Origin of the sequence: Anabaena sp. FACHB-83 (assembly GCF_014697485.1) — a bacterium.
Classification (GTDB): domain Bacteria; phylum Cyanobacteriota; class Cyanobacteriia; order Cyanobacteriales; family Nostocaceae; genus Nostoc_B.
On sequence record NZ_JACJRY010000005.1, the window covers coordinates 201630 to 223878 of the forward strand.

The 22249-nt window shown below is 39.9% G+C and carries 22 protein-coding genes; 10 read left to right on the forward strand and 12 right to left on the reverse strand.

Annotation, left to right across the window (positions count from 1 at the left end; translation table 11 throughout):
- Positions 1-45: 45 nt before the first annotated feature.
- On the reverse strand, positions 46-1200 hold the full coding sequence (gene queA, locus H6G79_RS08760; RefSeq protein ID WP_190588424.1) for a tRNA preQ1(34) S-adenosylmethionine ribosyltransferase-isomerase QueA: 1155 nt from the start codon (positions 1198-1200) through the stop codon (positions 46-48).
- 220 nt (positions 1201-1420) lie between these two features.
- Here queA and H6G79_RS08765 point away from each other — a divergent pair, with 220 nt between their 5' ends.
- Positions 1421-1810: a hypothetical protein gene (locus tag H6G79_RS08765; RefSeq protein WP_190588590.1), complete on the forward strand. Its 390-nt coding sequence runs from the start codon at positions 1421-1423 to the stop codon at positions 1808-1810.
- 100 nt (positions 1811-1910) lie between these two features.
- Here H6G79_RS08765 and H6G79_RS08770 read toward each other — a convergent pair whose 3' ends face one another.
- The gene (locus H6G79_RS08770; protein WP_190588423.1) at positions 1911-2390 is read right to left on the reverse strand and encodes a YraN family protein; all 480 of its coding nucleotides are present in this window, start codon (positions 2388-2390) and stop codon (positions 1911-1913) included.
- A gap of 182 nt (positions 2391-2572) precedes the next feature.
- On the opposite strand from H6G79_RS08770, the gene H6G79_RS08775 reads away from it, so the two are divergent.
- From H6G79_RS08775 to H6G79_RS08795, 5 genes are all read left to right on the forward strand, one after another.
- Complete coding sequence (locus H6G79_RS08775) at positions 2573-3667, forward strand: DpnII family type II restriction endonuclease (RefSeq protein WP_190588422.1); 1095 nt, start codon at positions 2573-2575, stop codon at positions 3665-3667.
- A 45-nt stretch (positions 3668-3712) separates the two neighbouring features.
- Entirely contained in the window at positions 3713-5020 is a 1308-nt protein-coding gene (gene dcm / locus H6G79_RS08780) for a DNA (cytosine-5-)-methyltransferase (RefSeq protein WP_190588421.1), read from the forward strand.
- 84 nt (positions 5021-5104) lie between these two features.
- Positions 5105-5614, forward strand: coding sequence for a pentapeptide repeat-containing protein (locus H6G79_RS08785; RefSeq protein ID WP_190588420.1), 510 nt, complete (start codon positions 5105-5107; stop codon positions 5612-5614).
- A 153-nt stretch (positions 5615-5767) separates the two neighbouring features.
- Complete coding sequence (locus H6G79_RS08790) at positions 5768-6634, forward strand: DUF2207 domain-containing protein (RefSeq protein WP_190588419.1); 867 nt, start codon at positions 5768-5770, stop codon at positions 6632-6634.
- Positions 6635-6709: 75 nt separating this feature from the next.
- The gene (locus H6G79_RS08795; protein ID WP_062296530.1) at positions 6710-7075 is read left to right on the forward strand and encodes a Lin0512 family protein; all 366 of its coding nucleotides are present in this window, start codon (positions 6710-6712) and stop codon (positions 7073-7075) included.
- On the opposite strand, the gene H6G79_RS08800 is transcribed toward H6G79_RS08795, so the two are convergent.
- Positions 7072-7350, reverse strand: coding sequence for a hypothetical protein (locus tag H6G79_RS08800; RefSeq protein ID WP_190588418.1), 279 nt, complete (start codon positions 7348-7350; stop codon positions 7072-7074). The genes H6G79_RS08795 and H6G79_RS08800 overlap by 4 nt on opposite strands.
- Positions 7351-7918: 568 nt before the next feature.
- On the opposite strand from H6G79_RS08800, the gene H6G79_RS08805 reads away from it, so the two are divergent.
- Positions 7919-8725, forward strand: a complete 807-nt coding sequence (locus H6G79_RS08805; RefSeq protein WP_190588417.1) for a prohibitin family protein — start codon at positions 7919-7921, stop codon at positions 8723-8725.
- Positions 8726-8813: 88 nt separating this feature from the next.
- Here H6G79_RS08805 and H6G79_RS08810 read toward each other — a convergent pair whose 3' ends face one another.
- The 3 genes from H6G79_RS08810 to H6G79_RS08820 all read right to left on the reverse strand — a co-directional run bounded on the left by H6G79_RS08810 (position 8814) and on the right by H6G79_RS08820 (position 12190).
- Positions 8814-9275, reverse strand: a complete 462-nt coding sequence (locus H6G79_RS08810) for a hypothetical protein (protein WP_190588416.1) — start codon at positions 9273-9275, stop codon at positions 8814-8816.
- A 208-nt stretch (positions 9276-9483) separates the two neighbouring features.
- Positions 9484-11235: an ABC transporter ATP-binding protein gene (locus H6G79_RS08815; RefSeq protein WP_190588415.1), complete on the reverse strand. Its 1752-nt coding sequence runs from the start codon at positions 11233-11235 to the stop codon at positions 9484-9486.
- A gap of 277 nt (positions 11236-11512) precedes the next feature.
- A complete protein-coding gene (locus H6G79_RS08820) occupies positions 11513-12190 on the reverse strand; it encodes a hypothetical protein (protein ID WP_190588414.1) in 678 nt (225 codons plus the stop codon).
- Between the two features lie 276 nt (positions 12191-12466).
- Between H6G79_RS08820 and galE the strand changes: the two genes are divergently transcribed.
- Positions 12467-13465, forward strand: coding sequence for a UDP-glucose 4-epimerase GalE (gene galE, locus H6G79_RS08825; protein WP_190588413.1), 999 nt, complete (start codon positions 12467-12469; stop codon positions 13463-13465).
- 97 nt (positions 13466-13562) lie between these two features.
- On the opposite strand, the gene H6G79_RS08830 is transcribed toward galE, so the two are convergent.
- The 4 genes from H6G79_RS08830 to H6G79_RS08840 form a co-directional block, all read right to left on the reverse strand.
- A complete protein-coding gene (locus tag H6G79_RS08830) occupies positions 13563-13775 on the reverse strand; it encodes a DUF6887 family protein (RefSeq protein ID WP_190588412.1) in 213 nt (70 codons plus the stop codon).
- Entirely contained in the window at positions 13772-13945 is a 174-nt protein-coding gene (locus tag H6G79_RS37725) for a DUF6888 family protein (protein ID WP_396019790.1), read from the reverse strand. The genes H6G79_RS08830 and H6G79_RS37725 overlap by 4 nt, the downstream gene beginning before the upstream one ends.
- A 19-nt stretch (positions 13946-13964) precedes the next feature.
- Positions 13965-14570, reverse strand: coding sequence for a hypothetical protein (locus tag H6G79_RS08835; protein WP_190588411.1), 606 nt, complete (start codon positions 14568-14570; stop codon positions 13965-13967).
- A 211-nt stretch (positions 14571-14781) separates the two neighbouring features.
- The gene (locus H6G79_RS08840) at positions 14782-15999 is read right to left on the reverse strand and encodes a sulfite exporter TauE/SafE family protein (protein ID WP_190588410.1); all 1218 of its coding nucleotides are present in this window, start codon (positions 15997-15999) and stop codon (positions 14782-14784) included.
- 119 nt (positions 16000-16118) lie between these two features.
- Between H6G79_RS08840 and H6G79_RS08845 the strand changes: the two genes are divergently transcribed.
- The gene (locus tag H6G79_RS08845; protein ID WP_190588409.1) at positions 16119-17147 is read left to right on the forward strand and encodes a M20/M25/M40 family metallo-hydrolase; all 1029 of its coding nucleotides are present in this window, start codon (positions 16119-16121) and stop codon (positions 17145-17147) included.
- Positions 17148-17311: 164 nt separating this feature from the next.
- Here the strand turns inward: H6G79_RS08845 and H6G79_RS08850 are convergent, their stop codons facing one another.
- Positions 17312-17746: a hypothetical protein gene (locus tag H6G79_RS08850; protein ID WP_190588408.1), complete on the reverse strand. Its 435-nt coding sequence runs from the start codon at positions 17744-17746 to the stop codon at positions 17312-17314.
- A 742-nt stretch (positions 17747-18488) separates the two neighbouring features.
- Here H6G79_RS08850 and H6G79_RS08855 point away from each other — a divergent pair.
- The gene (locus H6G79_RS08855; RefSeq protein ID WP_190588407.1) at positions 18489-20138 is read left to right on the forward strand and encodes an alpha/beta hydrolase; all 1650 of its coding nucleotides are present in this window, start codon (positions 18489-18491) and stop codon (positions 20136-20138) included.
- A gap of 428 nt (positions 20139-20566) precedes the next feature.
- Here the strand turns inward: H6G79_RS08855 and H6G79_RS08860 are convergent, their stop codons facing one another.
- Positions 20567-21754 (reverse strand): AbrB family transcriptional regulator, encoded by a 1188-nt coding sequence (locus H6G79_RS08860; protein ID WP_190588406.1) that lies wholly within the window; start codon positions 21752-21754, stop codon positions 20567-20569.
- Positions 21755-22249: the final 495 nt, after the last annotated feature.

Below are 22249 nucleotides of genomic sequence, written 5' to 3' on the forward strand. Positions count from 1 at the left end.
TTCTGTTGGCAGACTACTAGAGGCTAGAGATGAAAGCTTAAAATTTCATACTTCATACTTTTCTCTCGCTTCTGGCAAAATGAGCATGGCATCACCAAAGGAGTAGAAACGATATCGAGAGGCGATCGCTTCTTGGTATATTTGCAATAATCTTGGTCTGCCAATTAAAGCACTCACCAGCATCAGCAAACTCGAACGCGGTAGGTGAAAATTAGTAATTAACCCATCTACTACCCGCCATTGATAGCCAGGGTAAATAAATAAGTTGGTTTTGCCACAAAATGGTTGTAACTCGCCAGACTGCGCCGCACCTTCTAAAGAGCGTACTACTGTTGTACCAACGGCAATAATTCTGCCCCCAGCAGCTTTCGTGGCGCGAATTTGTTCGACTGTAGCCGCAGGAACTTCAATCCATTCTTCGTGCATTTCGTGGGTGGTGACATCTTCCACTTCCACAGGGCGAAATGTGCCAACACCAACATGGAGTGTGACAAATGCTTGATGGATATTGCGATCGCGCAATTTTGCTAGTAATTCTGGAGTAAAGTGTAACCCAGCCGTGGGTGCAGCGATCGCACCTGGTTGTTCGGCATAGACTGTCTGATATTGTTCATCAGCTGCGGCTGTGGTGGTGATATAAGGCGGTAAAGGAATTTCACCAAAGTTATCTAACAGTTCTACCAAAGATTTTCCTGGTGGTACATCAAATTGCAACAACCGCCCGCCAGTCGCCGCATCATTTTCTAAAACTGTAGCGGTTAGCTGGGGCGTGGCGGAATTTTTACCAGAAAAAATAATCTGTGAGCCTAATTTAAACCGCTTTCCTGGTTTGACTAAAGCTAACCAACAATTATTTTGCCTCTCTTCTAACAGCAATACTTCAATTTCTGCCCCTGTAGATTTATTCCCGTACAGTCTGGCGGGGATAACTTTTGTATTATTCATCACCAACAAATCCCCAGGGCGCAGGAGTTCTGGTAAATCGCGGAAGATGTGGTGTAGCGGGGCTAAATTGTTACCTGTGGCGGTAGAGTTGACTACTAATAAGCGAGAACTATCTCTGGGAACTACCGGATTTTGAGCAATTAGTTCTGGCGGTAGTATGTAGTCATAGCCAGTTAAGGAACAATCTAACTGTCTGTCTTCTACTCCTGTATCTGTAACTTTATTAAAATTTTCTTTTGTTATTGCTGGCTCCATTGAAGGTTATGCTAATTTTTACGGGTTTATTTGATATTTTCTAAGGAAAACACCATTTCATTCATAGAGTTTTCCAACGGACATCATTAGGTATTACCTAATGATGGGTTGTAAATTGGGTAAAACTCCCCATTCAAAGACGGGGGCTTCTACCCTACCGGGAAAGTGTTCTATTGAGGATGATAGAAGTGTAGGATTGGCTTTGATCCCAAGCACCAACATGGAATATTTGTATTATCTGGCAAATGCCAGTCTAACATTGAGGGTCGTTCAACATCTGCACGCCACGCCCCAGTTGCCTGTCTCTTTCGTTACAGTTATTCATCAAATAGATGGCTGGGTGGTTAGGATCAAACTTAAATGTCAAATCTCCGCGCAACAGGATGGAGACTTTCGAGCTTTTCTAAATGAATTAGGAATTTGCTACGAGCCACCTATGCGTGTACAAATGGCACTTTGGAGTTTGGAAGCTGGTCAGTCTCCAGTAGACGTAATGCGCCGCTATCAAGTAGCGATCGTCTCTCATGGTAGCCCAGAGAGAGAAGAAATTGAAGCATTCCGCCAACAGTTTGTTCGTGGATTAGGTTACTGTCCAGAAACCTTAGCGTGAAACTGCTGATAGTGAGGGCGGCTAGAAAGAATCTGTAATTGGTAACAAACATATTTCAGTTGTGATCAATTATTATTCGCCCTCACTTTAATCAGCGAATTTATAAGTCAAAAGCTGCGGGAATATATTCTTCCAGAAAAAATTTATAATCCCCTATTGATGCACTAAATACCGCATCTTGGGCTGATGTAATGTGAGTTTTTAATTTGGATATTTGCTGATAACCCACAATAGCCACATCAAAACGACAGGGATATTCAGCGTTTTCGGGATATTGATTTAAAAACATTTCTGCGGTACGCCAGAGTTTTGCCTGTTTTTGTGGGGTGATAGCCTCTCTTCCCCCTGCATCCCAATTTCGTGAACTGCGAGTTTTCACCTCAACAAAAGCAAGTGTAGAGTTTTCTTCCTCTGCTCCCTTGCACCTCTGCTCCCCTACCTCTTTTCCTGGATACTGAGCAATAATATCAATCTCTCCCCAACGACAAGAAAAGCGGCGATGTAAAATCAACCAACCTGTAGACTGTAACCATTGTGTAACTAAGTCTTCACCTTGTTGACCAATATCTAAGAGTTTCATATAAATCAAAGTTATAAGAAATAAACTCAAAATTTGAAGTTAAAAGCATAGTAAGCGTGGTAGTAGTCGCCTCAAAATCATTCTCATAAATTCATAACAGATAATTAAGGATAAGCTGTTAAAGTTGATACTTCTAACTTAGGAGACTACAATATACCCCAGTATTGTCAGAATATACAAATATGATAAATTACCGAAGAAGCTATGAAGAACTTGAGAAAGTTGCTTCTAAGCATTGGCCGTCAGAACTGCTAGAACAGGAATCTGAGTTCAGCATTATCCCAATTCTTATTGAAACTCAAGCTCAATTCATCAGTATTTTAAGTGAAGACACTTCTAGTATTGAAAATTTATTTACAAAAATAGAATCTTCTAATTTACCAACTAATCTGTTTCTTAAACACTTAGTAATTTTGTCTGATTTTGGTGGAGAACCGTTTAAGAATGTAAATAAAGAATTTGCAACTTTGTTTCCAGATGGCATTTTGAAATATTACTGGCAAGAGCAAGAGCTTCTATATGAATTTAAAACATTTAACAAAGATAAAAAAATTCAAAAGCCCAAATTTAGTAATGGAAGTTTAAAAATTAACGATGAAAATATCTCTCTGAAAAAAGCTAAAAGCCTAGCTAGGAGAGCATCTATTAATGTTTTAACCGATATACAGAAAGATGCAATAGCCTTACTTTTATTTGGAAGTGGTTATTCCAAGGCTAGTGAAAAGACTGACGATGCTGCTTATACCTTAGCAAAATGCGAAATAGGTTCTTATTTAGGTAAGCCAGATGAACTTAAAATATTTATTAATCAACGCTACATTTATGTAAGCCCAATAACTAAAGGGGCAAAATTTAATACTCTTGGTCAAGTAGCTCAAAAATATGTGGCAGAATATATTAAAAATAATTTTCATGAAAGTAATGTAAATGTAAAGATGGGTGGCGATTTACCTAATGTGACTCATACTGATGACTCTCAAAGGGGGACTTCATTTGATATAGTTGTCAGCAAGAATAATAAATACGTGGCAATAGAAGTTAGCTTTCAAGAAACAACTAATAGTGTGGTTGAACGAAAAAGCGGTCAATTCAAGTTTAGATATGAACAGATAGAGGATGCTGGACATAAAATTGCTTATGTAATAGACGGATTAGGTAATTTCAGACGGAAAAAATTTGTAGAAAATATGTGTTCTTATAGCCACTGTACCGTAGCGTTTTCAGAAAATGAATTAAAACTTCTATGTGAATTTTTAAAAAGCTTTTTTGAAGCATAAAATTCATGTAAAATAAATCCAGGGTAAGTTATTAAAATATAAATAATGGACAAAATTCGCTTTGTAGATTTATTTGCAGGGATTGGGGGAATCCGATTAGCATTTGAACAAGCAGCCGAACTAATGCACTTGAAAACAGAGTGTGTACTGAGTAGTGAAATTGACGAAGATTCTAAATTTGTATATGGTACTAATTTCTCAGAAGTACCTTTAGGTGATATTAAAGAAATAAAAATATTACCGGAACACGATGTATTACTAGCAGGTTTTCCTTGTCAATCTTTTTCCTATGCGGGTAAAAAAGAGGGCTTTGGAGATACAAGAGGAACACTATTTTTTGAGATAGTGAGACTGATAGATACCCATAAACCAAAGGCATTTATTTTTGAAAACGTTAGAGGTTTGTATACTCACGAACAAGGAAAAACTTTAAAAACCATAAAGCATGAAATGCAGAAAAGAGGTTATAGCTTTGATACTTTATTACTTAATAGTGCTAATTTTGGACTCCCTCAAAATCGTTTAAGGCTATATCTAATAGGTTTCTTAAATAAAAGCCCTAAATTAAATTTATTTTCAGATTTAGGCCCAAAGGATTCACATTCATTTAATCATAAACAGCTTTCTCTATTTGAGTTGTCTGACCAACCTACAGCCATAACGGTTGCAGATATTTTAGAAGATGATCCTGACCCTAAGTATAATTGCTCAAAAATTTTTATTAACGCTTTGAGTAAAGTAGTTGGTAATAACTTTCAAAAGCTGCATGGTTGCAGATTAATTGATTATAGAGGAGGTAATTCTATTCATTCATGGGAATTAGGACTTAGGGGTGAATGCACTAAAGAAGAGATAAAATTAATGAATCTTTTTATTACAAAAAGAAGAAATCAAGAATTTGGAAAGCATCAAGATGGTAAGTTATTAACTCAAGAACAAATTGCTACATTTTATAAAAATCCTCAGCTTGGCAGTATACTCAATTCTTTAGTATCAAAAAAATATTTAAAAATCATAAATGGTAAATATAAACCAGTGTCTGGAAATTTTTCATTTGAAGTGTATAAATTTTTAGATCCTAATAAAATATCTGTGACTTTAGTGGCCAGCGATGCAAACAGGCTAGGAGTATATCATAATGGGCGAGTAAGAAAAATAACACCAAAAGAAGCCGCCAGACTTCAAGGTTTTCCTGATAATTTTATTCTTCATTTCAATGATGATAAAGCATATTATCAACTCGGAAACTCTGTTAGTATCAACGTAGTAAGAGCAATTTCTAAAGAAGTTTTGTATAACCTTCTTGAAAATAAAGTATTTTTATCAGACTCACCTATGCTGGTACATTATTAAACAATATAAGCTTATACAAATTGTTCATAAATTATTCTGTACACGGCTAAATAAATAGATGAAATTAAATTGGTGAAAAGTACCATGAATTTTAGGTTAAGCGATCGCATTTGGGCAGGTATACTCAGTGTATTGCTGTGGGCTGTGTTAAGCATTACAGCCACTTTTACTTATCCGCCCACAGCTTTAGCACTCGAATATAACAAAGAAATATTAGTAGAAGCTGATTTTTCTGGACGTGATTTAACAGATTCTAGCTTTACCAAAGCTAATCTCCGGCAAAGTAATTTTAGCAATAGTAACTTAACTGGTGTGAGTTTCTTTGCTGCTAATTTGGAGTCAGCAAATTTACAGGGGTCTAACCTAACAAATGCTACTTTAGACTCAGCGCGGCTCATTAAAGCAGATTTGACTAATGCAGTTTTAGAAGGTGCATTTGCGGCTAACGCCAAATTTGATGGTGCAATTATTGATGGAGCAGATTTTACTGATGTGCTGCTGCGTCCAGATGAACAAAAAAAATTATGCAAGGTAGCTAAAGGTACTAATCCCACCACGGGACGAGAAACCCGTGATACTTTGTTTTGTCCTTAGTGAAATGAACTTACTGTGAGGACTTATTGTTTTTGCCAAGAATTCGGAGAAAAGAGAGTTTAGACAGCAACTTACCCTCGTAAAATTGCGAAGGTATTTTGTAAATACTTCACGTCTCTTTTCGTTTTCCAAAAAATACCAATTTGTAAATATATGAGCAAAAAATTAGTAGCCAGGCTGCTGCTATTTTGTTTCACATTTGTTCTTGGCTTCACATTTACTATTCATAATGTCCAAGCCGAATCAGCACCTTTCTATTGGGAATTTATCAATGTCGATATTGCCGTACAGCCTAACGGTGATATGTTAGTGACTGAAACACAAAAATATAATTTTACTGGAGAGTATAACCATCTGCGCTCCCGGTACATTCCTTTAGATAAAGTAGACAGAATTACTGAAGTTTCTGTATCCGAAAATGGTCAAGTGTTACCCAGTACAACAAGTACAGTAAATAATCAATTTTGGATTCGTTGGGAACATCAATTGCAACCACCAGAAAGCCCTACTTTCGTGTTGAAATATCGTGTTATTGGAGGATTGCGCGTCAATCATAATTATGCTCAAGTAGATTGGGAAGCGATATTCTCTGACCGTAAAGTCCCTATTAAACAGGCGCAGGTTAGGGTGGAATTTCCTGAAGAACTTACTACTAAAATTAAAGCATTCCAAAGCTTTGGTGTAGTTGCAAATATTCGCCGAGTCGATACAAAAACTATTGAGGCTGTTACTAAACAATTTCTAGAGCCAGGGAAGGGGTTAGAAATTCAGGTGATATTTGATCGTGCGGGTACTAAGATTGAAACCTCTGGATGGCAAAGTTCACAATTTTTTTATGAGAGGTTATTGTGGATTTTGTCGGGATTACTAGTCGTTGGTATGCCTCTTTTCCTCATTATTGTCTCTAGGACTGGGACTAGTAGTAGCTACATTGGAGACAGTAGCAGTTATTACTATGGCGGTGGCGGTGATTATGGTGGCGGTGATTGTGGTGGCGGTGGCGGTGGCGGTGGTGATTAACTAAATAAACGCAGTACGCATCAAATCTAATTACAGTAGTGAAGTACAAATATCGAGGATATCCAGGAGGTAACTGTGGCGCGTAAACGTTTAGTAATTGAGATGGGGATGGGTGTAGATCAGCATGGACAGGAACCAACTGTAGCAGCTGCAAGAGCAGTCCGCAATGCGATCGCCCATAATGCTTTACCAGGAGTCTGGGAAGTTGCTGGTTTGAATGATCCCAATGAAATGATTGTAGAAGTACAAGTAGCAGTACCTTATCCCGAACAAGTGAGAACAGATGAGGTTCTCGCAGTACTACCTTTTGGACGCAAAACGATAAATGTCGAATCTGGGGGAATGGTGGTTCAAGGACGGGCGATTCCCTCTCTGAATGATAAAAATGATGATATGTTAATTGCGATCGCTGCGGTGACAGTCCTCATCGAAACCGACTAAGCTTGGTTCTCCGGTTTCTGCACATCCTCAACAGCATGAGAAATCGAGGCTAAGGGTGGAGTTGATACATCTAATTGTGGTTGTGGCGTTTCGAGTGATGCTGCAATTGATGTATCACGAGAGTAATAACCTATAATCTTGTCATAATTAGAAGCAACGGCTAAAAATGCCCCGCCTAAAATATAAATGGGCAATGGTAAAGAAAATTCTTGTAACCAGTCAAATAGTTCTGCTAAAGCGAACAATAGCACAAAGCAAGCAATCCAAACTCTCATCGTTCCATCCCTGTCACCAAACAACTCTACTAGTTTACTAATAGCCTAGACAGATTGCATGATACCTGATGTGGAATGAAATACATATCCCAAAATTCAGCAGGGTTACAAGATGTTGTATTTATTTGGGATGACTGTAGGCGATCGCAGATATCCTCTAAGCCAAGACGGTTCAGTTAAGAGAATAGTAGGTTGGATGTAGCGATCGCGTAACCCAACAAAGTCTTGAGATTGTTGGGTTCCGTTCCTCCACCCAACCTACACAAATCTAAGTTGTTGCCTTAACTGAACTGTATTATCCTCTAAGCTTGTTTAGCAGACAAGGCTATGTCATACTTTTTTTCAGTCATAAAAAACTATTTTCCCATCAATTTAGTGTATTTAGTTATTAGCCACTAGTTGGCAGCTTAAAAAAGAGCCTTTTAACTCTACTCCAAACTAGTACAGGTCGGCGTAAATAAATAGACCATAAGAAATTCCGAAAAGGCTTGTGGTATCACTATTCTTTACTTTTTCCTTTTGACTTTTTACTTTTGCCTTGTTGTACTAGTGGGTTTTATAGACAAAGATGAAAAACAATAAAGCTTTTAATAGTGCTGGTAAATTGACGGCGCTTTTAGTTTTAATCACTATTTTTCTCACGCCTTGCGTGATCGTAAATGCGGGTGAACGTGGCGTATTAATGAAATTTGGCGAGGTACAAGAGCAAATATTAGGAGAAGGGCTGCATTTAATTATCCCAGTAGTGAATACAGTTGAAAAAATCAGTGTACGTGTGCAGAAACAGGAAATATCTACTGAAGCTGCTTCTAAAGATTTACAAGATGTGTTCACTGATGTGGCTTTAAACTGGCATATCATCCCAGAAGAAGTTAATACTATTTTTCAACAAATTGGCAACCGAGAAAATATCATTTCCCGGATTATCAATCCGGCAATTGAAGAAGTCCTCAAAGCGATTATTGCTCAATATACTGCGGAAGAAATTATTACTAAACGTGGAGATGTCAAGTTAGGGTTAGACTCAGCTTTAACTACTCGCCTACGTAGCTATCATCTTGCAGTTGATGATATTTCTTTAGTTCATGTTCATTTTTCGGAGCGATTTAGTGAGGCGGTAGAAGCAAAACAAATTGCTGAACAAGAAGCTAAAAAAGCAGAGTTTTTAGCATTAAAAGCTGTAAAAGAAGCAGAAGCAAAAGTTAATTTAGCCAGAGGAGAGGCGGAAACTTATAGATTGCTACGTGATGGTTTAACTCCTGAATTACTGCAAAAACAAGCAATCGAAAAATGGAATGGCAAGTTACCACTAGTTATTGGTAAAGAAAATCCGAAAGTCTGGGATTTTAGTGAATTACTTAAAGCTTATAAGTAGTAAATCAGGAATATAAAGTAGAGACGTTGTATACAACGTCTCTATGTGAAGTAGAAATACTATTTTTGCAAGCAACTTAGGATGAGTGTTAACTCTTAGCGAATAAGACAGGTGCTTCTAGTATCTTCAACTGAATCAGTAAAATAATTACAATAGTGTAAATTGTGGAAGATACTAAACCTGATAACAGTTCTTTTTTGAGGTTGCGTTCTTGTGAATCTTTTTGAAAGATATCTTTAGAACCGTATTGCATTAAGAGAATCCCTACAACATTAGACAGCCAATAACCCACGATGGCACAAGGTATGAACAATTTTGGGGAAAATAAACTACATAAGTACCCAAAAAAGTAAGCAATGGGTAGATTAAATACAATATCATTCCACCAACACAAAGGGGATAGTAAATATCCCAAAACCAGCAAGAATCCACCTCTCAGCTTTTTGAAAATATTTTTGTGGGATTCTTGAGGAACAGTCTGGGGCGATCGCTCTGGGGCGGTATTTACTGCTAAACTCAACTCTTGACTAGCTTTTTGGGCGCTTTCCATAAATACACACTATTCCTCTCGGCTTTGTGTATTTTAAACGCAAATTGGACATAAGTCTATTAATATCTTAATATTTCAAGACTTAACATCATAAACAAAGTCAGCCTAGTACTCCAAGCGCACCACGCTGACTAACAAAAAATAACTTGTTCTTAACCCGCGCAGGCGGTCACTGAACTTGTCGTTTATCTTGACCTCATTACTTGGATTAACGCAACAATTCCTCGACTTGATGTTGACTCCACAAAATTCTATACAAGCCTTCTTGCTGCACTAAGTCTACATGATTGCCGGCTTGGACAATTTTACCTTTATCCATGACTAAAATTCGGTCGGCGGCGGCGGCGGCTGATAGTTGATGGGTGATAAAAATTACTGTTTTGCGACTAGTTCCACTAGAAAGATTTTTGAGAATTTTGGTGGCTGTTTGATTATCAACGCTCGATAAAGCATCGTCCAAAATTAAAACTGGCGCATCAACTAACATAGCTCTCGCTAAAGCTGTGCGTTGTCTTTGTCCGCCAGATAAGGTAATACCGCGTTCACCAACTAGAGTTTCGTATTGTTGGGGGAAATTCAGAATTTCGGGATGAATCTGAGACATGACAGCCACAGATTCGACATCTTGTTGTTCGCGCCCTGGGTCAGCGTAGCGGATATTATTTTTGATGGTGGTGCTGAATAAAAAACTGTCTTGGGGAACATAAGCGATCGCACTCCGCAAATCAGATAAGGCAATTTTGGTAATGTCTATCCCATCTAAAAATAACTGTCCGGGAGCAATATCTAACAACCTGGGTAAAGCATTGGCTAAAGTTGATTTCCCCGAACCAATTGCGCCAACAATTGCTACTGTTTCTCCTGGTGCAATTGTAAAATTGACCTGATCTAAGGCTGGTGTTGTTGCTTCTGGATAAGTAAAGCTGAAGTTTTTGGCGCTGATTTCTCCCTTGACTTCTGCCACGGTTAAATTTACCACATCAGCCGTGTCTTGAATTTTGGGAGTAACACTGAGAATCGATTCTAAGCGATCAATACTGACTTCACCTCGTTGATAGGTGGTAATGGTAAAACCTAATAAAGCTGTGGGAAACACCAGCCGTTCTACATAAATTAGCAGTGCTAAAAAGTCCCCAACGGCTAAAGTTCCGCCAGAAATTCGGGTTGTTCCTAACCAAATAATAATTAAAGAACTGAGATTAGCTAAACCGCCAATTAAAGGAAACAACACATTACGGCTTTTGGCTAATTGTAAGTTAGCTCTTAATAGCTGTTGATTCTTTTTAGCAAAGGCTTGGCGCTCGTTTTCTTCTTGAGCGTAAATTTTAATTAAGGCAATGCCGCTAATATCTTCTTGAATTAGTTCACTAATATCAGAGAGTTTTTCTTGGACTTCGGCTTGTTGTTTGCGGAGGCGATCGCTAAACAAATGTACCAACAAAAACATCATAGGATACACTGCCAAGGAATATAGTGTCATATCGACACTAATCGTCAACATGACTGGCAGTGTTAAAGCATAAGCAAAAAAAGTATTGGCTAAACTCAGTACGGCAAAACCCAATAAACGCCGAATATTTTCCACATCGCTGGTAGCACGATTAATCAAATCTCCGGCGGTATTGGTAGCAAAATAAGCAGGTTCTAACTTGAGTAAATGTTCAAAAATCCGTTGTTTTAGGTCAAATTCTACCTGTCGTCCTACGCCAAATAGCCAGATTCGAGAAGCCATGCGGATTAACCACATTGCTGAACTCAACAAAACAATGATTACTACATAATGTATGAGTTGGTTCCAACTAAATTGGGTTGACAGTATATCAACACAACCGCGAATCAACCAAGGAATATAAACGCCCAAGCCATTGACAGACAACAAAGCAAAAATACCTAATGTTGCCTCTACCCAATGAGGACGCAGGTAAGCACCGAGTTTAGCTAGTCGTCGAGATTTTGCCATTAAAGCAACTTTGCAACTCCATCATCCTAAAACAAACGGATCGTAGGTTTATATTTTATCTACAAAGAATTCAGGAGTGTGTCATCAGAATTCAGTAGAGAAAATTATCTGCTGAATTCTCATCCTAAATTGCAGTCAAAGATAGTAGTTTGGCGTGGGAGTAGCGATAGATACTATTTCTGATTGCCACTTAGGCTCAATGCTGAATTCAGGTTTTTAAATAAGGCCAGCCACTAGGGGATAGCATTGCGGCCTTGTTAATTTTACTTTTTTAACCCTAGGACTGGCGACCACGTAAGAAAAAGTAAACTTGGTTAAGGTAACTTTCCCAAACTTGGGTAGTAAGTTGCAGTGTTTCCGCACTGGGTACAAAGTCCTCTAATCGCAAACCCCGTTCTCGAATTTGCTGGGGATTTTGTAACAAGTACGGTGGGATTTTGATATCCGCCGCGTTAAGTGCGATCGCACTTACATCACTAGTTGTCACACCAGGAGTAAATGCAACCAGTACTTCCGAACCAGTCGCCCCAGCCGGCAGATAATTTCTGACCAGTGCCTGATTTGTTAAAGTGGAATTAGTAGCTGTCGCCGCAATTGGTGATCTCACCAAAAAATAAGCGATCGCTGGTGTACTGGACAACAGCAAAATAATCAGCGATGCAGCTAGTAATGTTCCCCCCGGTTTTGCTATCCCACCATCCTTAATTTTCTGGGCGGCGAAAATCATCATTAACACTGATGCACCCAAGGGTTTGAGTGGAAAGGAGATCACCCTCCACAAAGAAGCCACAGCTGGTTCATTGGGATTAATGAACGACAACGCTATGACAACCAAAATAATCACCAAGACCACCCTTCCGGCGAAAGTTCCTTGAGGATAGAACCTCTGGAACAAAGAGTATACGATAGTGCCTACAAGCAGCCACAGTAGTACGCGGCTCAACAATATGAACATAGATTAACTCTCAAATTTTCTAGTGCGATCAGCCTAGGTTTGGAGCAAGATTGTGTATTTGACCGTCAAATTGTAATCGCACTTTTACTTGACTGCAAATATTACCAGCCTCACACCTAAAGACTACCGTCGTAGTGATTTTAGAGCAATTTTTTGACACTGCGTCTATTATTTATAATTTTCCAGGTGAGAAAAAATTTTTTCTGTCACCCTTACACCCTTACATCCCTACACCCATAATTAATTGAGGAATTTTTAACTCAGAGGGGAAAAACTATGTCGCCACAAAAACCCAGCATTTTAGTCACCGGGGGCGCAGGATACATCGGTTCTCATACTGTACTGGCTCTCAAGCAAGCAGGTTATGACGTGGTAATACTTGATAACCTGGTCTACGGTCATCGAGAGTTGGTAGAGCAAGTTTTACAGGTAGAACTGGTAGTGGGTGATACAAACGATCGCCCTTTATTAGATGAATTATTTAAAACCCGTAATTTTGCGGCTGTGATGCACTTTTCTGCTTATGCTTACGTAGGCGAGTCCGTGACTGACCCCGCAAAATATTACCGTAACAATGTGGTCGGTACGCTGACTTTATTAGAAGCAATGCTGGCTGCATCCATTCACAAGTTCGTATTTTCTTCTACCTGCGCTACCTACGGAGTCCCAGAAGTCGTCCCAATTCCTGAAGACCATCCCCAAGACCCCATCAATCCTTATGGGGCTACTAAGCTGATGGTAGAGCGGATTCTTGCTGATTTTGATGTTGCTTATAATTTAAAATCAGTCCGGTTCCGCTACTTTAATGCGGCTGGTGCGAATCCTGATGGTTTACTAGGTGAAGACCACAACCCAGAAACTCATTTAATTCCTTTGATATTATTAACAGCTTTGGGTAAGCGGGAATCTATCTCAATTTTCGGCACAGATTACCCCACACCTGATGGTACTTGTATTCGTGATTATATTCATGTGAACGATTTAGCCGATGCCCATGTTTTAGGGCTGGAATATTTATTACAGGGTGGCGATAGCGAAGTATTTAACTTGGGTAACGGTAATGGTTTTTCAGTGCGTGAAGTGATTGCGGCGACTGAGTCGGTGACTGGCTTATCAATTCCCGTCCAAGAATGCGATCGCCGTCCTGGTGATCCACCTGTTTTAATTGGTAGTAGTGAAAAAGCGAGAAAAATCCTCGGCTGGCGATCGCAATATCCAGATATCCAAGATATTGTGAGTCATGCTTGGCAATGGCATCAAAAGCGACACAAATAGAAGTGTGAAGTATGAAGTGTGAAGTATGAAATTTTTCTGTTCACTCTTCATACTTTCTCTTTTATTTCTGAGAAAAATAAAATTTCAGTCAAAAGATTTAGGCTTGATTCTGTCGTTTTTCTAATTGCTGTTGGTGTAATTGGGGAAAGTTGTCTAAATCTTCTATTGTTTGCGGAGCGGGAAAAATTTCACTGCTATTAGAGTTAAACCTATCTAAATAAATCTGAAAGGCTGCTTCATCTTCTCTATGTTCAAGGATATATCGACGGAGTTCACTACGAGTCATTGACATAAAATCGTATTTACTCATAAATATCTCCATTTTCCATTGGGATAAATGATGATTTCTGTTTCTTCACCAGCTAGAAAGACAACATTTTGTGTTCGTTCATCTATACGTATCATGTGTATCGATAAATACATTTTAGTTATCCAAAAGCTCAGAATGAAGCAAGTTTTTAACTGCTCAGAGGAAGGCATACTTAAACTATTTTACTAATTAACTTCTTCTTGTCTGTTGCCAGAAAACTACGAAAATCCCGACTAGTACAAAACCGGGAATTGCGATCGCCCAGGGTGGTAAAGTTTTTGTAGTTTCCTGAGCTACAGCATCACTGTTGGCATTATTAATATTGACTTTTTGAGAATCTTGTGTATTACTTTGAGTACCAGCAGCGACGGTGACTTCAAACTTGAGGGTAAAGGGTTTGAAATTAGCGCCTTTTGCGGGTTTACCACTGAGTTGTAATTGATAAAGTCCGGGTTTGGGGAAGGTGATTTCGGTTCCGGGAATACCTTGGAAGCGTTCGGCGGATACAGGTTTGAGGGATGGTTCCAGTAGTGCTGGTTCGCTGGGGGTGTGGGGTTCGGCGTAAACTGCCAACTGACAATTACACTGAGCGAGGGGAATGGTTTGTCCACCTTTCCGTGCCAGAGCAAACCAAGCTTGGGTAGGTTCGCCAGCACGGGGATTATCATTGGGTTCGAGATGGAGAGTCGCGCCGACATCTGCGGCTACTTGGACTTTATGGGCCAAGACTGGGTGAATATTAGTAATTGCGATCGCTACACAAAACAGCAATAATGCGGATTGTAATTTTTTCATGCTTGGAAAATAATTCATGCTCACCAAATAAGGCAAAAGTTAAAAGGCAAAATAAAGAAAAATAAAAATGCTCGTAAGCCTCTAAATTTATATATGGAACAAAATAAAAACATTTATTTCGAGGCGCACAGCAGCGAAAAATAATATGTCCTGATGAAATCCCCTAAATTTATTTATGGAGATTATCTTTTTACTTTTTACTTTTTACTTTTTACTTCTTAACCTGCTCACCTGCTTTTACCCAACGCAACAGCAATACTCCAAGGGTAGCTGTAACTAGTAGCACTGTTGCCAACTTATTACCCCAAGTTGATTTTAGAGAACCCAGGTAATGGGAACCTATCACCACTGCATGAAAGGTACTCAAGATTAAAGCCGGCACAGTTAAAAGATGAATTTGTCGCCAAAGTTTACCCCAAGATTTTTGCAACGATTCCCAACTCGTTAAAGCAGCAGGAGTCATTAAGATCAATGCTACAGCACCCGCAGCTATCCCCCAGCGAAATTCCCTGGGAAAAAACCAAAAAGCGGCAAAATTCCATTGCAGAGAATGTTCAATGTTATGGGTGGTGTGGACTAAAGCCAGCACAAAAGCACCCACACCCAAAGCCCGCCGATAACGCATAGGTGCAGCCCATAAATTACTAATTGGGCGAGCAATTAAAGCCAACATCAGACAAAATAAGGCGGCGTGTCCGGTGTAGTCTACCATTGTGTCGCCAGTCCGCAATAAGGTGATTACACCAATGGACAGTGTTACCCAACCGCCTAAGCGAAATAATTGACTGCGCCTATCTTTACTAACTAACGAAGTGGAAACACCAACCCCTAACATCGTGGGTAAAGTTCCTAAACCAAAGGCTAACATTGTGGCTGCACCCATCCAGAGGTTGCTGGTTTCTGCGGCTTTGATTTGAGCCGCATATAAGAAACCACAAGGCATTAAACCCCAAGTCATTCCCAAAAATATGGGTGTCCACCATTTGGTTTGCGAGGAAAGTTTGACCATACCTGCACTCAGGCGATCGTGTAAATTACTTTTTAATAAAGGGTGTAATACCGGGATATGGGGCAACCAATTTGGTTTAATTTGCCCTAAGCCAAACCAAATCAGCATAATTCCCGTAATCATCGCCATCCAACGGCGAAATTCACTGCCAATTCCCGCTAGTTGTCCACCTTCAAACAATACCGAACCGACAGCCCCAATTCCTGCACCCACCAGGGCGTAGCTCAACATTCTGCCAAGATTCAGTAAAAAGTGAAATATTAATTGCTGTTGCCAAGTCGAGGAAAATTCTGAGGTCGATTTCTGCCCATTTTGCTTACCAGACAACGAAAAAGCCACTGTTAAAGGGCCACACATCCCGAAGCAATGCCCAAAACTGCCGAGAAATCCCAGGATGGCGATGAGCGACAAATCTAACATATCCAGCCTTCAGCACTGCCCAAACAAGGAACAATATGTCAAATTTTTGCCTCTGTCAACAGACAAGTCGTCAAACTTGTGTTTGCGCTACTCTAGGTTTGGAAAGCAGGGTTCAATGTATGCAAAAACGGATTTGGCTGATGCTGTTGGTGCTGGTGGTAGTTGTCATTGTTGGTAGTAGAAGTATTGCGTTCAATAGTTTTTTACCCCAGGCTGCTGCACCAGAAATTGTGGAGCAAGTACCAGCCAAGGAAACTCAACCCAAGCCGCCAATACAAGACAATACACCACAAGTTTCGGTTGAGAATTTGCTTGCCCACATTGAAAAGTTAAATTTTCAACGCTATACAACAGCAGAGCGATCGCGTACTCGTACATATATCACAAGTGAATTAAAAAAATCCGGCTGGAAACCACAGCTAGAGAAATTTACTGAGGGTGTGAATATCTTTGCAGAACGTTTAGGAACTGACAAAACCGCAGGTACAATTCTCGTCGGCGCACATTATGATACAGTCGCCGCTTCTCCTGGTGCTGATGATAACGGTACTGGGGTGGCGGTACTCTTAGAAATTGCCAGATTACTTGGTTCCCAACCGACTCCACGCACTTTACAGTTAATTTTTTTTGACAAAGAAGAAGCCGGACTTTTGGGTAGTAAAGCTTTTGCAGCTCAAGCCAAACGGTTAAAAAATCTCAGTGGTGTGATTGTTATGGATATGGTTGGTTATGCTTGCTACACACCTGGCTGTCAACAATATCCACCGGGTTTACCTGTAACGCCACCCAGCGATAAGGGAGACTTTTTAGCAGTGGTGGGAGATACGGAACATTTACCTTTGCTGAGTGCTTTTCAAAACCCACAACCAGCTAATTTTCCAGCTGTTCTCACAGTACCTATTCCATTGAAGGGATTACTCACACCTGATACTCTGCGGAGTGACCATGCACCGTTTTGGTATCAAGGAGTAGGGGCAGTTTTAGTGACAGATACAGCTAATCTGCGTAGTCCCTATTATCATCAACCTAGTGACCAGCCTAGTACAATAGAGCGATCGTTTTTTGCAGGTGCGGCGCAAATTGTTATAAATACTACCTCTGCTTTGTTAGCCAAACATGAAAGTTTAGCAACTCCCATTGCTCCTTAAGGCTAATAAGCTGTTACACATTTAAACTGCATAATTAGGGCGGGCAAGATGCCCACCCCACAAGAGTTATTAGCATTTCCGTTATGTAAACTAGATGTGGTTTAGCTTATCCTGCCTCCTGCTTCCGGTTGGTGAGCGCAGCCGAACCACCGCCTCCTGCCTTTCTACTTAACTTTTGGGTAGATCAACACCCAGTTTTGTTTATCATTAAGTTGCAAATATAAACCTTGAAAAATCATCCGTAACGCAATGCGCGTCCTCAGATAATACCTAATTAAATGAGTTCCTGGTTGGGCAAAGACATCATCATAGTTTTGGCTGTAACCAAATGGTTTAGAACAATAGTTACCAATACCTTGGACTGATAACACAAAAAATGGTGCTTTTTTGTATTCATCGGGAACCATGAAAATCCCATATACATGATGTTCGCCACGCCAGGGTTGCACAACAACTTGAGAGGCTGTTATCTGAAGTTTTTGTTTGTTTGATTTTAAAAAAGCTTCTGAGTTACATTGCGAGTTATGTACAGGCCAAAACAAAGTCACAAACAAGATTGAAACTAGCAAAATTAATATATAAATAATTGGGCGACGCATACAAGATGAAATCTAAAGTTTTTAGCTGTCATTCGGGCTGCTGACTCAAGGCTCAAGTAAAGTATGTTTGCGGGATAAATTCTGCTCTCTATTAACATCCGCAACAAAAAAAATAGAGATGAGCATTTTCCGTAGATACTTTGCATATTCGTGGAGTATATGTAGTGGCGTGGCAAGGCTAAAGTAGTGCCATAACCGAAATTACATCCGCGTCCATCTGTCTTGAAAAGTTTTGCGCCGGGAAACCCGGACGCGCAACGCCAGTTGCTTCAAGTCGGGGAACCCGCCCAACGCACTGGCTCAACTTTTCGCTGCGTTTATCTGCGGTTAATTTTATCCAAAATCTCAGGCAACATTTTAGTCGTGTCAGTCCACTACTTGTATTTCAGCAGGACTTACGCAAAATTATGAAAAAACGTAGACGCGCAAGCGGCTTCCCGCAGGGTAGGACACGAAGTTATAAGCGTCTGAGAGAGTTCTTACGTAAGTCCTATTCATTAAATAATTAGAATTTACGCAGTGATACGAAAAACTAAAGGTTGTGGGAAGTAGAGGTATAGGGTGTACTTATTCAAAACCCTTAAGCCCTATACCCTTACACCCCCACACCCAATCTCAACAGACAATCTTTGTGCATAAGTCCTATCTATATGTCTCCGTATTTTCTTGCCTTAATCTTAAGAGTCGTCAAATGTCAAAATATCCGTTATATTCCCGTCAGGATTCATTGACGAATATTTTTATGAGAATTAGTAGGAAAGCTTTAAATTTATTGGTGGGTTGCTTTTGTACTTTTACTTACACAAGTTTGCTAAGTATAACTAATGCGGCAAAAGCAGCTGATAAAGTTGTGTTGCGTTATGGCTTGTTGGCGGAGTCTGTTTCTTTGGCTGAGTTACAAAAAGCAGCAGAAGTGGGAGATTTCCCAAATGGTTTTGAATTGTATGGTCGTAAATTATCTTCCCAAGAACGGCGCTTTTTGTTAGAGACGCTGAAAATGCCGCTACCGTTGAATGTTGTGACTGTGAATCGATTACTCAATACTCAGATTGGGACAACAATTCTTAATGATTTCTCGACTGCGCTTGTACGTAAGGATAAAGCCGGTGTGCAAGCTCTGAGAGCGGGAGCGGTTATCGGTGCAACTGCGCCTCAAGGGTTGTCGTTACTGAGTTTTATTGCGGCTTATCCGAGTCAAAGTCTGGAAATTAATTTACCTGCAATTTTCAAGTTGTCTGGTAATTTTAATACGGCGTTTTGGCGGACTCAACAATTTATGTTAGCGATCGCACCCCAACTTAATCAAAAATCGCTACAAGTTTCTTTACCATTTGACCCCAGTCAACCTGGAACGGCGGAAGTCCAAGTATTGAAAGTCAATTGGCTTGACAAACAACGTCAGCGTAATATTCCTGTAGATATTTATTGGTCAAATGCTGCAACTGCAAATAAACCAGTCATAGTTTATTCTCACGGTTTGGGTTCTGTGCGGACTGATTTACGTTATCTTGCAGAACATTTAGCATCCCACGGTTATGTATTTGTGGCTGTCGAACATCCTGGTAGTAATCAAACAAATGTTGATGCTGGTTTACAAGGTAAAGGTAAACTCATCAAACCGCAAGAATTTTTAGAACGTCCCAAAGATATTAGTTTTGTTTTGGATGAACTCGCCAAAGTTAACCAAACTCCTAACGACCCGTTAGCAGGTAAACTCGCAACTAACAATGCGATGGTTATTGGTTATTCTTTTGGTGGCGGTACAGCTTTGGCCTTGGCTGGTGGTGAATTACAACTAGATAAGCTCAAACAACGCTGCAAACAAAATTTGGCTGTATTTAGTTTGGGTGAAACTGCACAGTGCGTTGCTCAAGAACTACCAAACAACAGCTATCAACTGCGGGATACTCGAATTAAGCAAGCGATCGCTCTTAATCCTACCAGTTCTTTGATGTTTGGCGACTCTGGTTTAACTAAGGTACAAGTCCCGACTCTCATCTTGGCAAGTTCCGCCGATAAAAGTACTCCGGCGTTGACTGAACAAGTTGTTGGGTTTCACAAAATTCCTGCACCTAAATGGCTGGTTGGTATACTTGGTGGTACTCATCTCAGCGTTAAAGACCCCAGCACTACTTTAGACCAAGCCGGTCAACCCAACACACCTTTTACTGGCGGCGAAGTTGTCGGAGAACAAGCCGCCGATGTTCGTAAATTTGTGAAGGTGATAGTCCTGGCTATGGCTGCACAACTCACCCCAGAGGCTCAACAATATAGTGTGTTTTTGACACCGAATTATGCGATTTCCGCTTCTACGCCAGCATTTCCCTTTCTCTTGGTAACAGAAATTCCTCCTGATGCGCTCAAAGTAGTAGAGGAATATATAGATCAATAACTTCCCATTCTCTCACTAGTACACTGCGGCGTAAATCAGCAAACCATTAAAAATAGGTAAAAAGCTGACTTGATAAGTATTATTTCTTTTTACTTTTGCCTTGTTGTACTAGCGATCGCTTCTGTTTATTGACTACATAACTTTTTCTTATTACTAATATTAGCTGTTCTTTGTCAATTTATGTTGACTTATCGTAACAATTTAGTTACACTTATTAACATAAGTTTAGAAATCGGTAATTAAATACAATCAAATCCCCTAACACATAAAGATATTGTCAGAATTTGATGTCTTTTGCTGTTAGCGATGAACAACGGACTTCGGTATCGGTATCTCCCATCGACATTTGGACTTCTCCTAATCACCTCGGTTTGAACAACACCGAGGTTTTTTCTTTCCATTAACTTTCAGACTTCAGACTTCAGACTTCATACTTCAGACTTCAACTGACTTTCAAGACGGCGAAATAAAAATAACCAAAGAGGCAAGGAACTATTAATAGCAATCAGTCTGACTAAATGACCTGTGGTGACAATTTCCACATTATGATCTAAGGCTAGGGAAACTAAGATCATTTCGGCAGCACCGCCGGGGGCTGTTACCAAAAGACAAGTTAACCAATCCCAAGAAGTGAAGTGCATAGCCAGCATAGCAGCGATCGCACCTGCAATCAGCGTCAACGCTACAGAAATCAACGCACAACCTACAGTTCGTTTACCAAAAGTGGGTTTTTCTCCCCAATATTCTCCGATGGTAATTCCCAACAGCATTTGACCAACTATATTCACCAATGGTTGTGGACTCAAGTTAGCTCCACTCACAAAAGGTAAGAAATTCAAAAAATAATTAAAAAATATACCCAGTAGTAACGCCCCAAAAAAATCTCCAGCCGGAATTTTCCAAACAATAGCGCAATAAACTATCACTCCAGTAATTAGCAACGCTACCACCAACAGTCCGATTTGTGAAGGTTCCAGATTGAGTAAAGCTTGTTTGACAGGAAGTGTTGCAGAATTCCAGTCATTACCAACTGTGGTTCTCGCAATAAAAGGAATTACCAATACTACACAAGTCACCCGAATTGCTTGCACTAAAGCAACCAAAGTCACGTTTTTATTGTAATCAGCCGCAATTGATGACATCACACCCACGCCACCGGGAACTGTCGCCAACATTGCTGTTAATAAATTAGTTTTGCTGAGTCGGGAATAAATATAGCCAATACAGCTACCACATACCAATAAAAAAAATGTCAGAGCCACAAATATCGGAATCCCAGCAGCTAAATTGATCAGGTCACTATTACCATTAGATAAACCCACAGTCAGTCCTACAAGTCCCATCCCGACTTTTCTCGCAGTTCTGTTAGGTTTGGGTGTGTATTGATAGAAAATTCGACATCCTTGGAGGACGATTGTACCAGCAGCGATACCGCCAAATATCCAAGCAATACCGCCAACATGCAACTTTACCAAGCCGATACTCAGTGGTAATGCTAGTAGTATTTCTAAAGCCAGAACCATGATTTGAGGAACAATTAGCTGTGGTTGAGTACCAGAGAGATTTTGATGAAAAATTTCCTCCTGAGTGGGAGTAACACTGAGGCTTTGATTCATTGATACAAGTTTTTTAAAATTAAATTTGACTAGGTTCTGGAATTAATGCGATCGCCAATGACTTACTGTTTTTAAGTTCTATGTACAAAGGCAACAGTATCACAACAATCTTAATAAAATTTAAACATAGCTTTCAGCCTCATCACCACAGCAATATTTGGTATTTATACCAATTCTGCATGAAGATGCACTGAATTAAAGAACGAACCACAAAGGGCGCATAGACGCGATAGCGGCTTCCCGAAGGGTAGAACACAAAGAAAGAAGAGATATGAAGATTAAATGCAGACTCACATAGAATTGGTATTAGGACAATAAATGGTAGAAAACAGATGTTCCCTACCATGTTTTGCCGTTTTGAGTAATTGCCTTTCTGTACTAGTACAACAAGGCAAAAGTAAAAAGGCAAAAGTAAAAAGAAAGAATAACGATACTACAAGCTTTTTAGCAATTTCTTATGGTCTGTTTATTTACGCCAACCTGTACTAGGACTAA

Excerpts from the sequence above, each read along its gene's own strand:
- queA (WP_190588424.1), bottom strand. The coding sequence starts at position 1,200 with ATGGAGCCAGCAATAACAAAAGAAAATTTTAATAAAGTTACAGATACA.
- H6G79_RS08765 (WP_190588590.1), top strand. The coding sequence starts at position 1,421 with ATGGAATATTTGTATTATCTGGCAAATGCCAGTCTAACATTGAGGGTC.
- H6G79_RS08770 (WP_190588423.1), bottom strand. The coding sequence starts at position 2,390 with ATGAAACTCTTAGATATTGGTCAACAAGGTGAAGACTTAGTTACACAA.
- H6G79_RS08775 (WP_190588422.1), top strand. The coding sequence starts at position 2,573 with ATGATAAATTACCGAAGAAGCTATGAAGAACTTGAGAAAGTTGCTTCT.
- dcm (WP_190588421.1), top strand. The coding sequence starts at position 3,713 with ATGGACAAAATTCGCTTTGTAGATTTATTTGCAGGGATTGGGGGAATC.
- H6G79_RS08785 (WP_190588420.1), top strand. The coding sequence starts at position 5,105 with ATGAATTTTAGGTTAAGCGATCGCATTTGGGCAGGTATACTCAGTGTA.
- H6G79_RS08790 (WP_190588419.1), top strand. The coding sequence starts at position 5,768 with ATGAGCAAAAAATTAGTAGCCAGGCTGCTGCTATTTTGTTTCACATTT.
- H6G79_RS08800 (WP_190588418.1), bottom strand. The coding sequence starts at position 7,350 with ATGAGAGTTTGGATTGCTTGCTTTGTGCTATTGTTCGCTTTAGCAGAA.
- H6G79_RS08805 (WP_190588417.1), top strand. The coding sequence starts at position 7,919 with ATGAAAAACAATAAAGCTTTTAATAGTGCTGGTAAATTGACGGCGCTT.
- H6G79_RS08810 (WP_190588416.1), bottom strand. The coding sequence starts at position 9,275 with ATGGAAAGCGCCCAAAAAGCTAGTCAAGAGTTGAGTTTAGCAGTAAAT.
- H6G79_RS08815 (WP_190588415.1), bottom strand. The coding sequence starts at position 11,235 with ATGGCAAAATCTCGACGACTAGCTAAACTCGGTGCTTACCTGCGTCCT.
- H6G79_RS08820 (WP_190588414.1), bottom strand. The coding sequence starts at position 12,190 with ATGTTCATATTGTTGAGCCGCGTACTACTGTGGCTGCTTGTAGGCACT.
- galE (WP_190588413.1), top strand. The coding sequence starts at position 12,467 with ATGTCGCCACAAAAACCCAGCATTTTAGTCACCGGGGGCGCAGGATAC.
- H6G79_RS08830 (WP_190588412.1), bottom strand. The coding sequence starts at position 13,775 with ATGAGTAAATACGATTTTATGTCAATGACTCGTAGTGAACTCCGTCGA.
- H6G79_RS37725 (WP_396019790.1), bottom strand. The coding sequence starts at position 13,945 with ATGCCTTCCTCTGAGCAGTTAAAAACTTGCTTCATTCTGAGCTTTTGG.
- H6G79_RS08835 (WP_190588411.1), bottom strand. The coding sequence starts at position 14,570 with ATGAAAAAATTACAATCCGCATTATTGCTGTTTTGTGTAGCGATCGCA.
- H6G79_RS08840 (WP_190588410.1), bottom strand. The coding sequence starts at position 15,999 with ATGTTAGATTTGTCGCTCATCGCCATCCTGGGATTTCTCGGCAGTTTT.
- H6G79_RS08845 (WP_190588409.1), top strand. The coding sequence starts at position 16,119 with ATGCAAAAACGGATTTGGCTGATGCTGTTGGTGCTGGTGGTAGTTGTC.
- H6G79_RS08850 (WP_190588408.1), bottom strand. The coding sequence starts at position 17,746 with ATGCGTCGCCCAATTATTTATATATTAATTTTGCTAGTTTCAATCTTG.
- H6G79_RS08855 (WP_190588407.1), top strand. The coding sequence starts at position 18,489 with ATGAGAATTAGTAGGAAAGCTTTAAATTTATTGGTGGGTTGCTTTTGT.
- H6G79_RS08860 (WP_190588406.1), bottom strand. The coding sequence starts at position 21,754 with ATGAATCAAAGCCTCAGTGTTACTCCCACTCAGGAGGAAATTTTTCAT.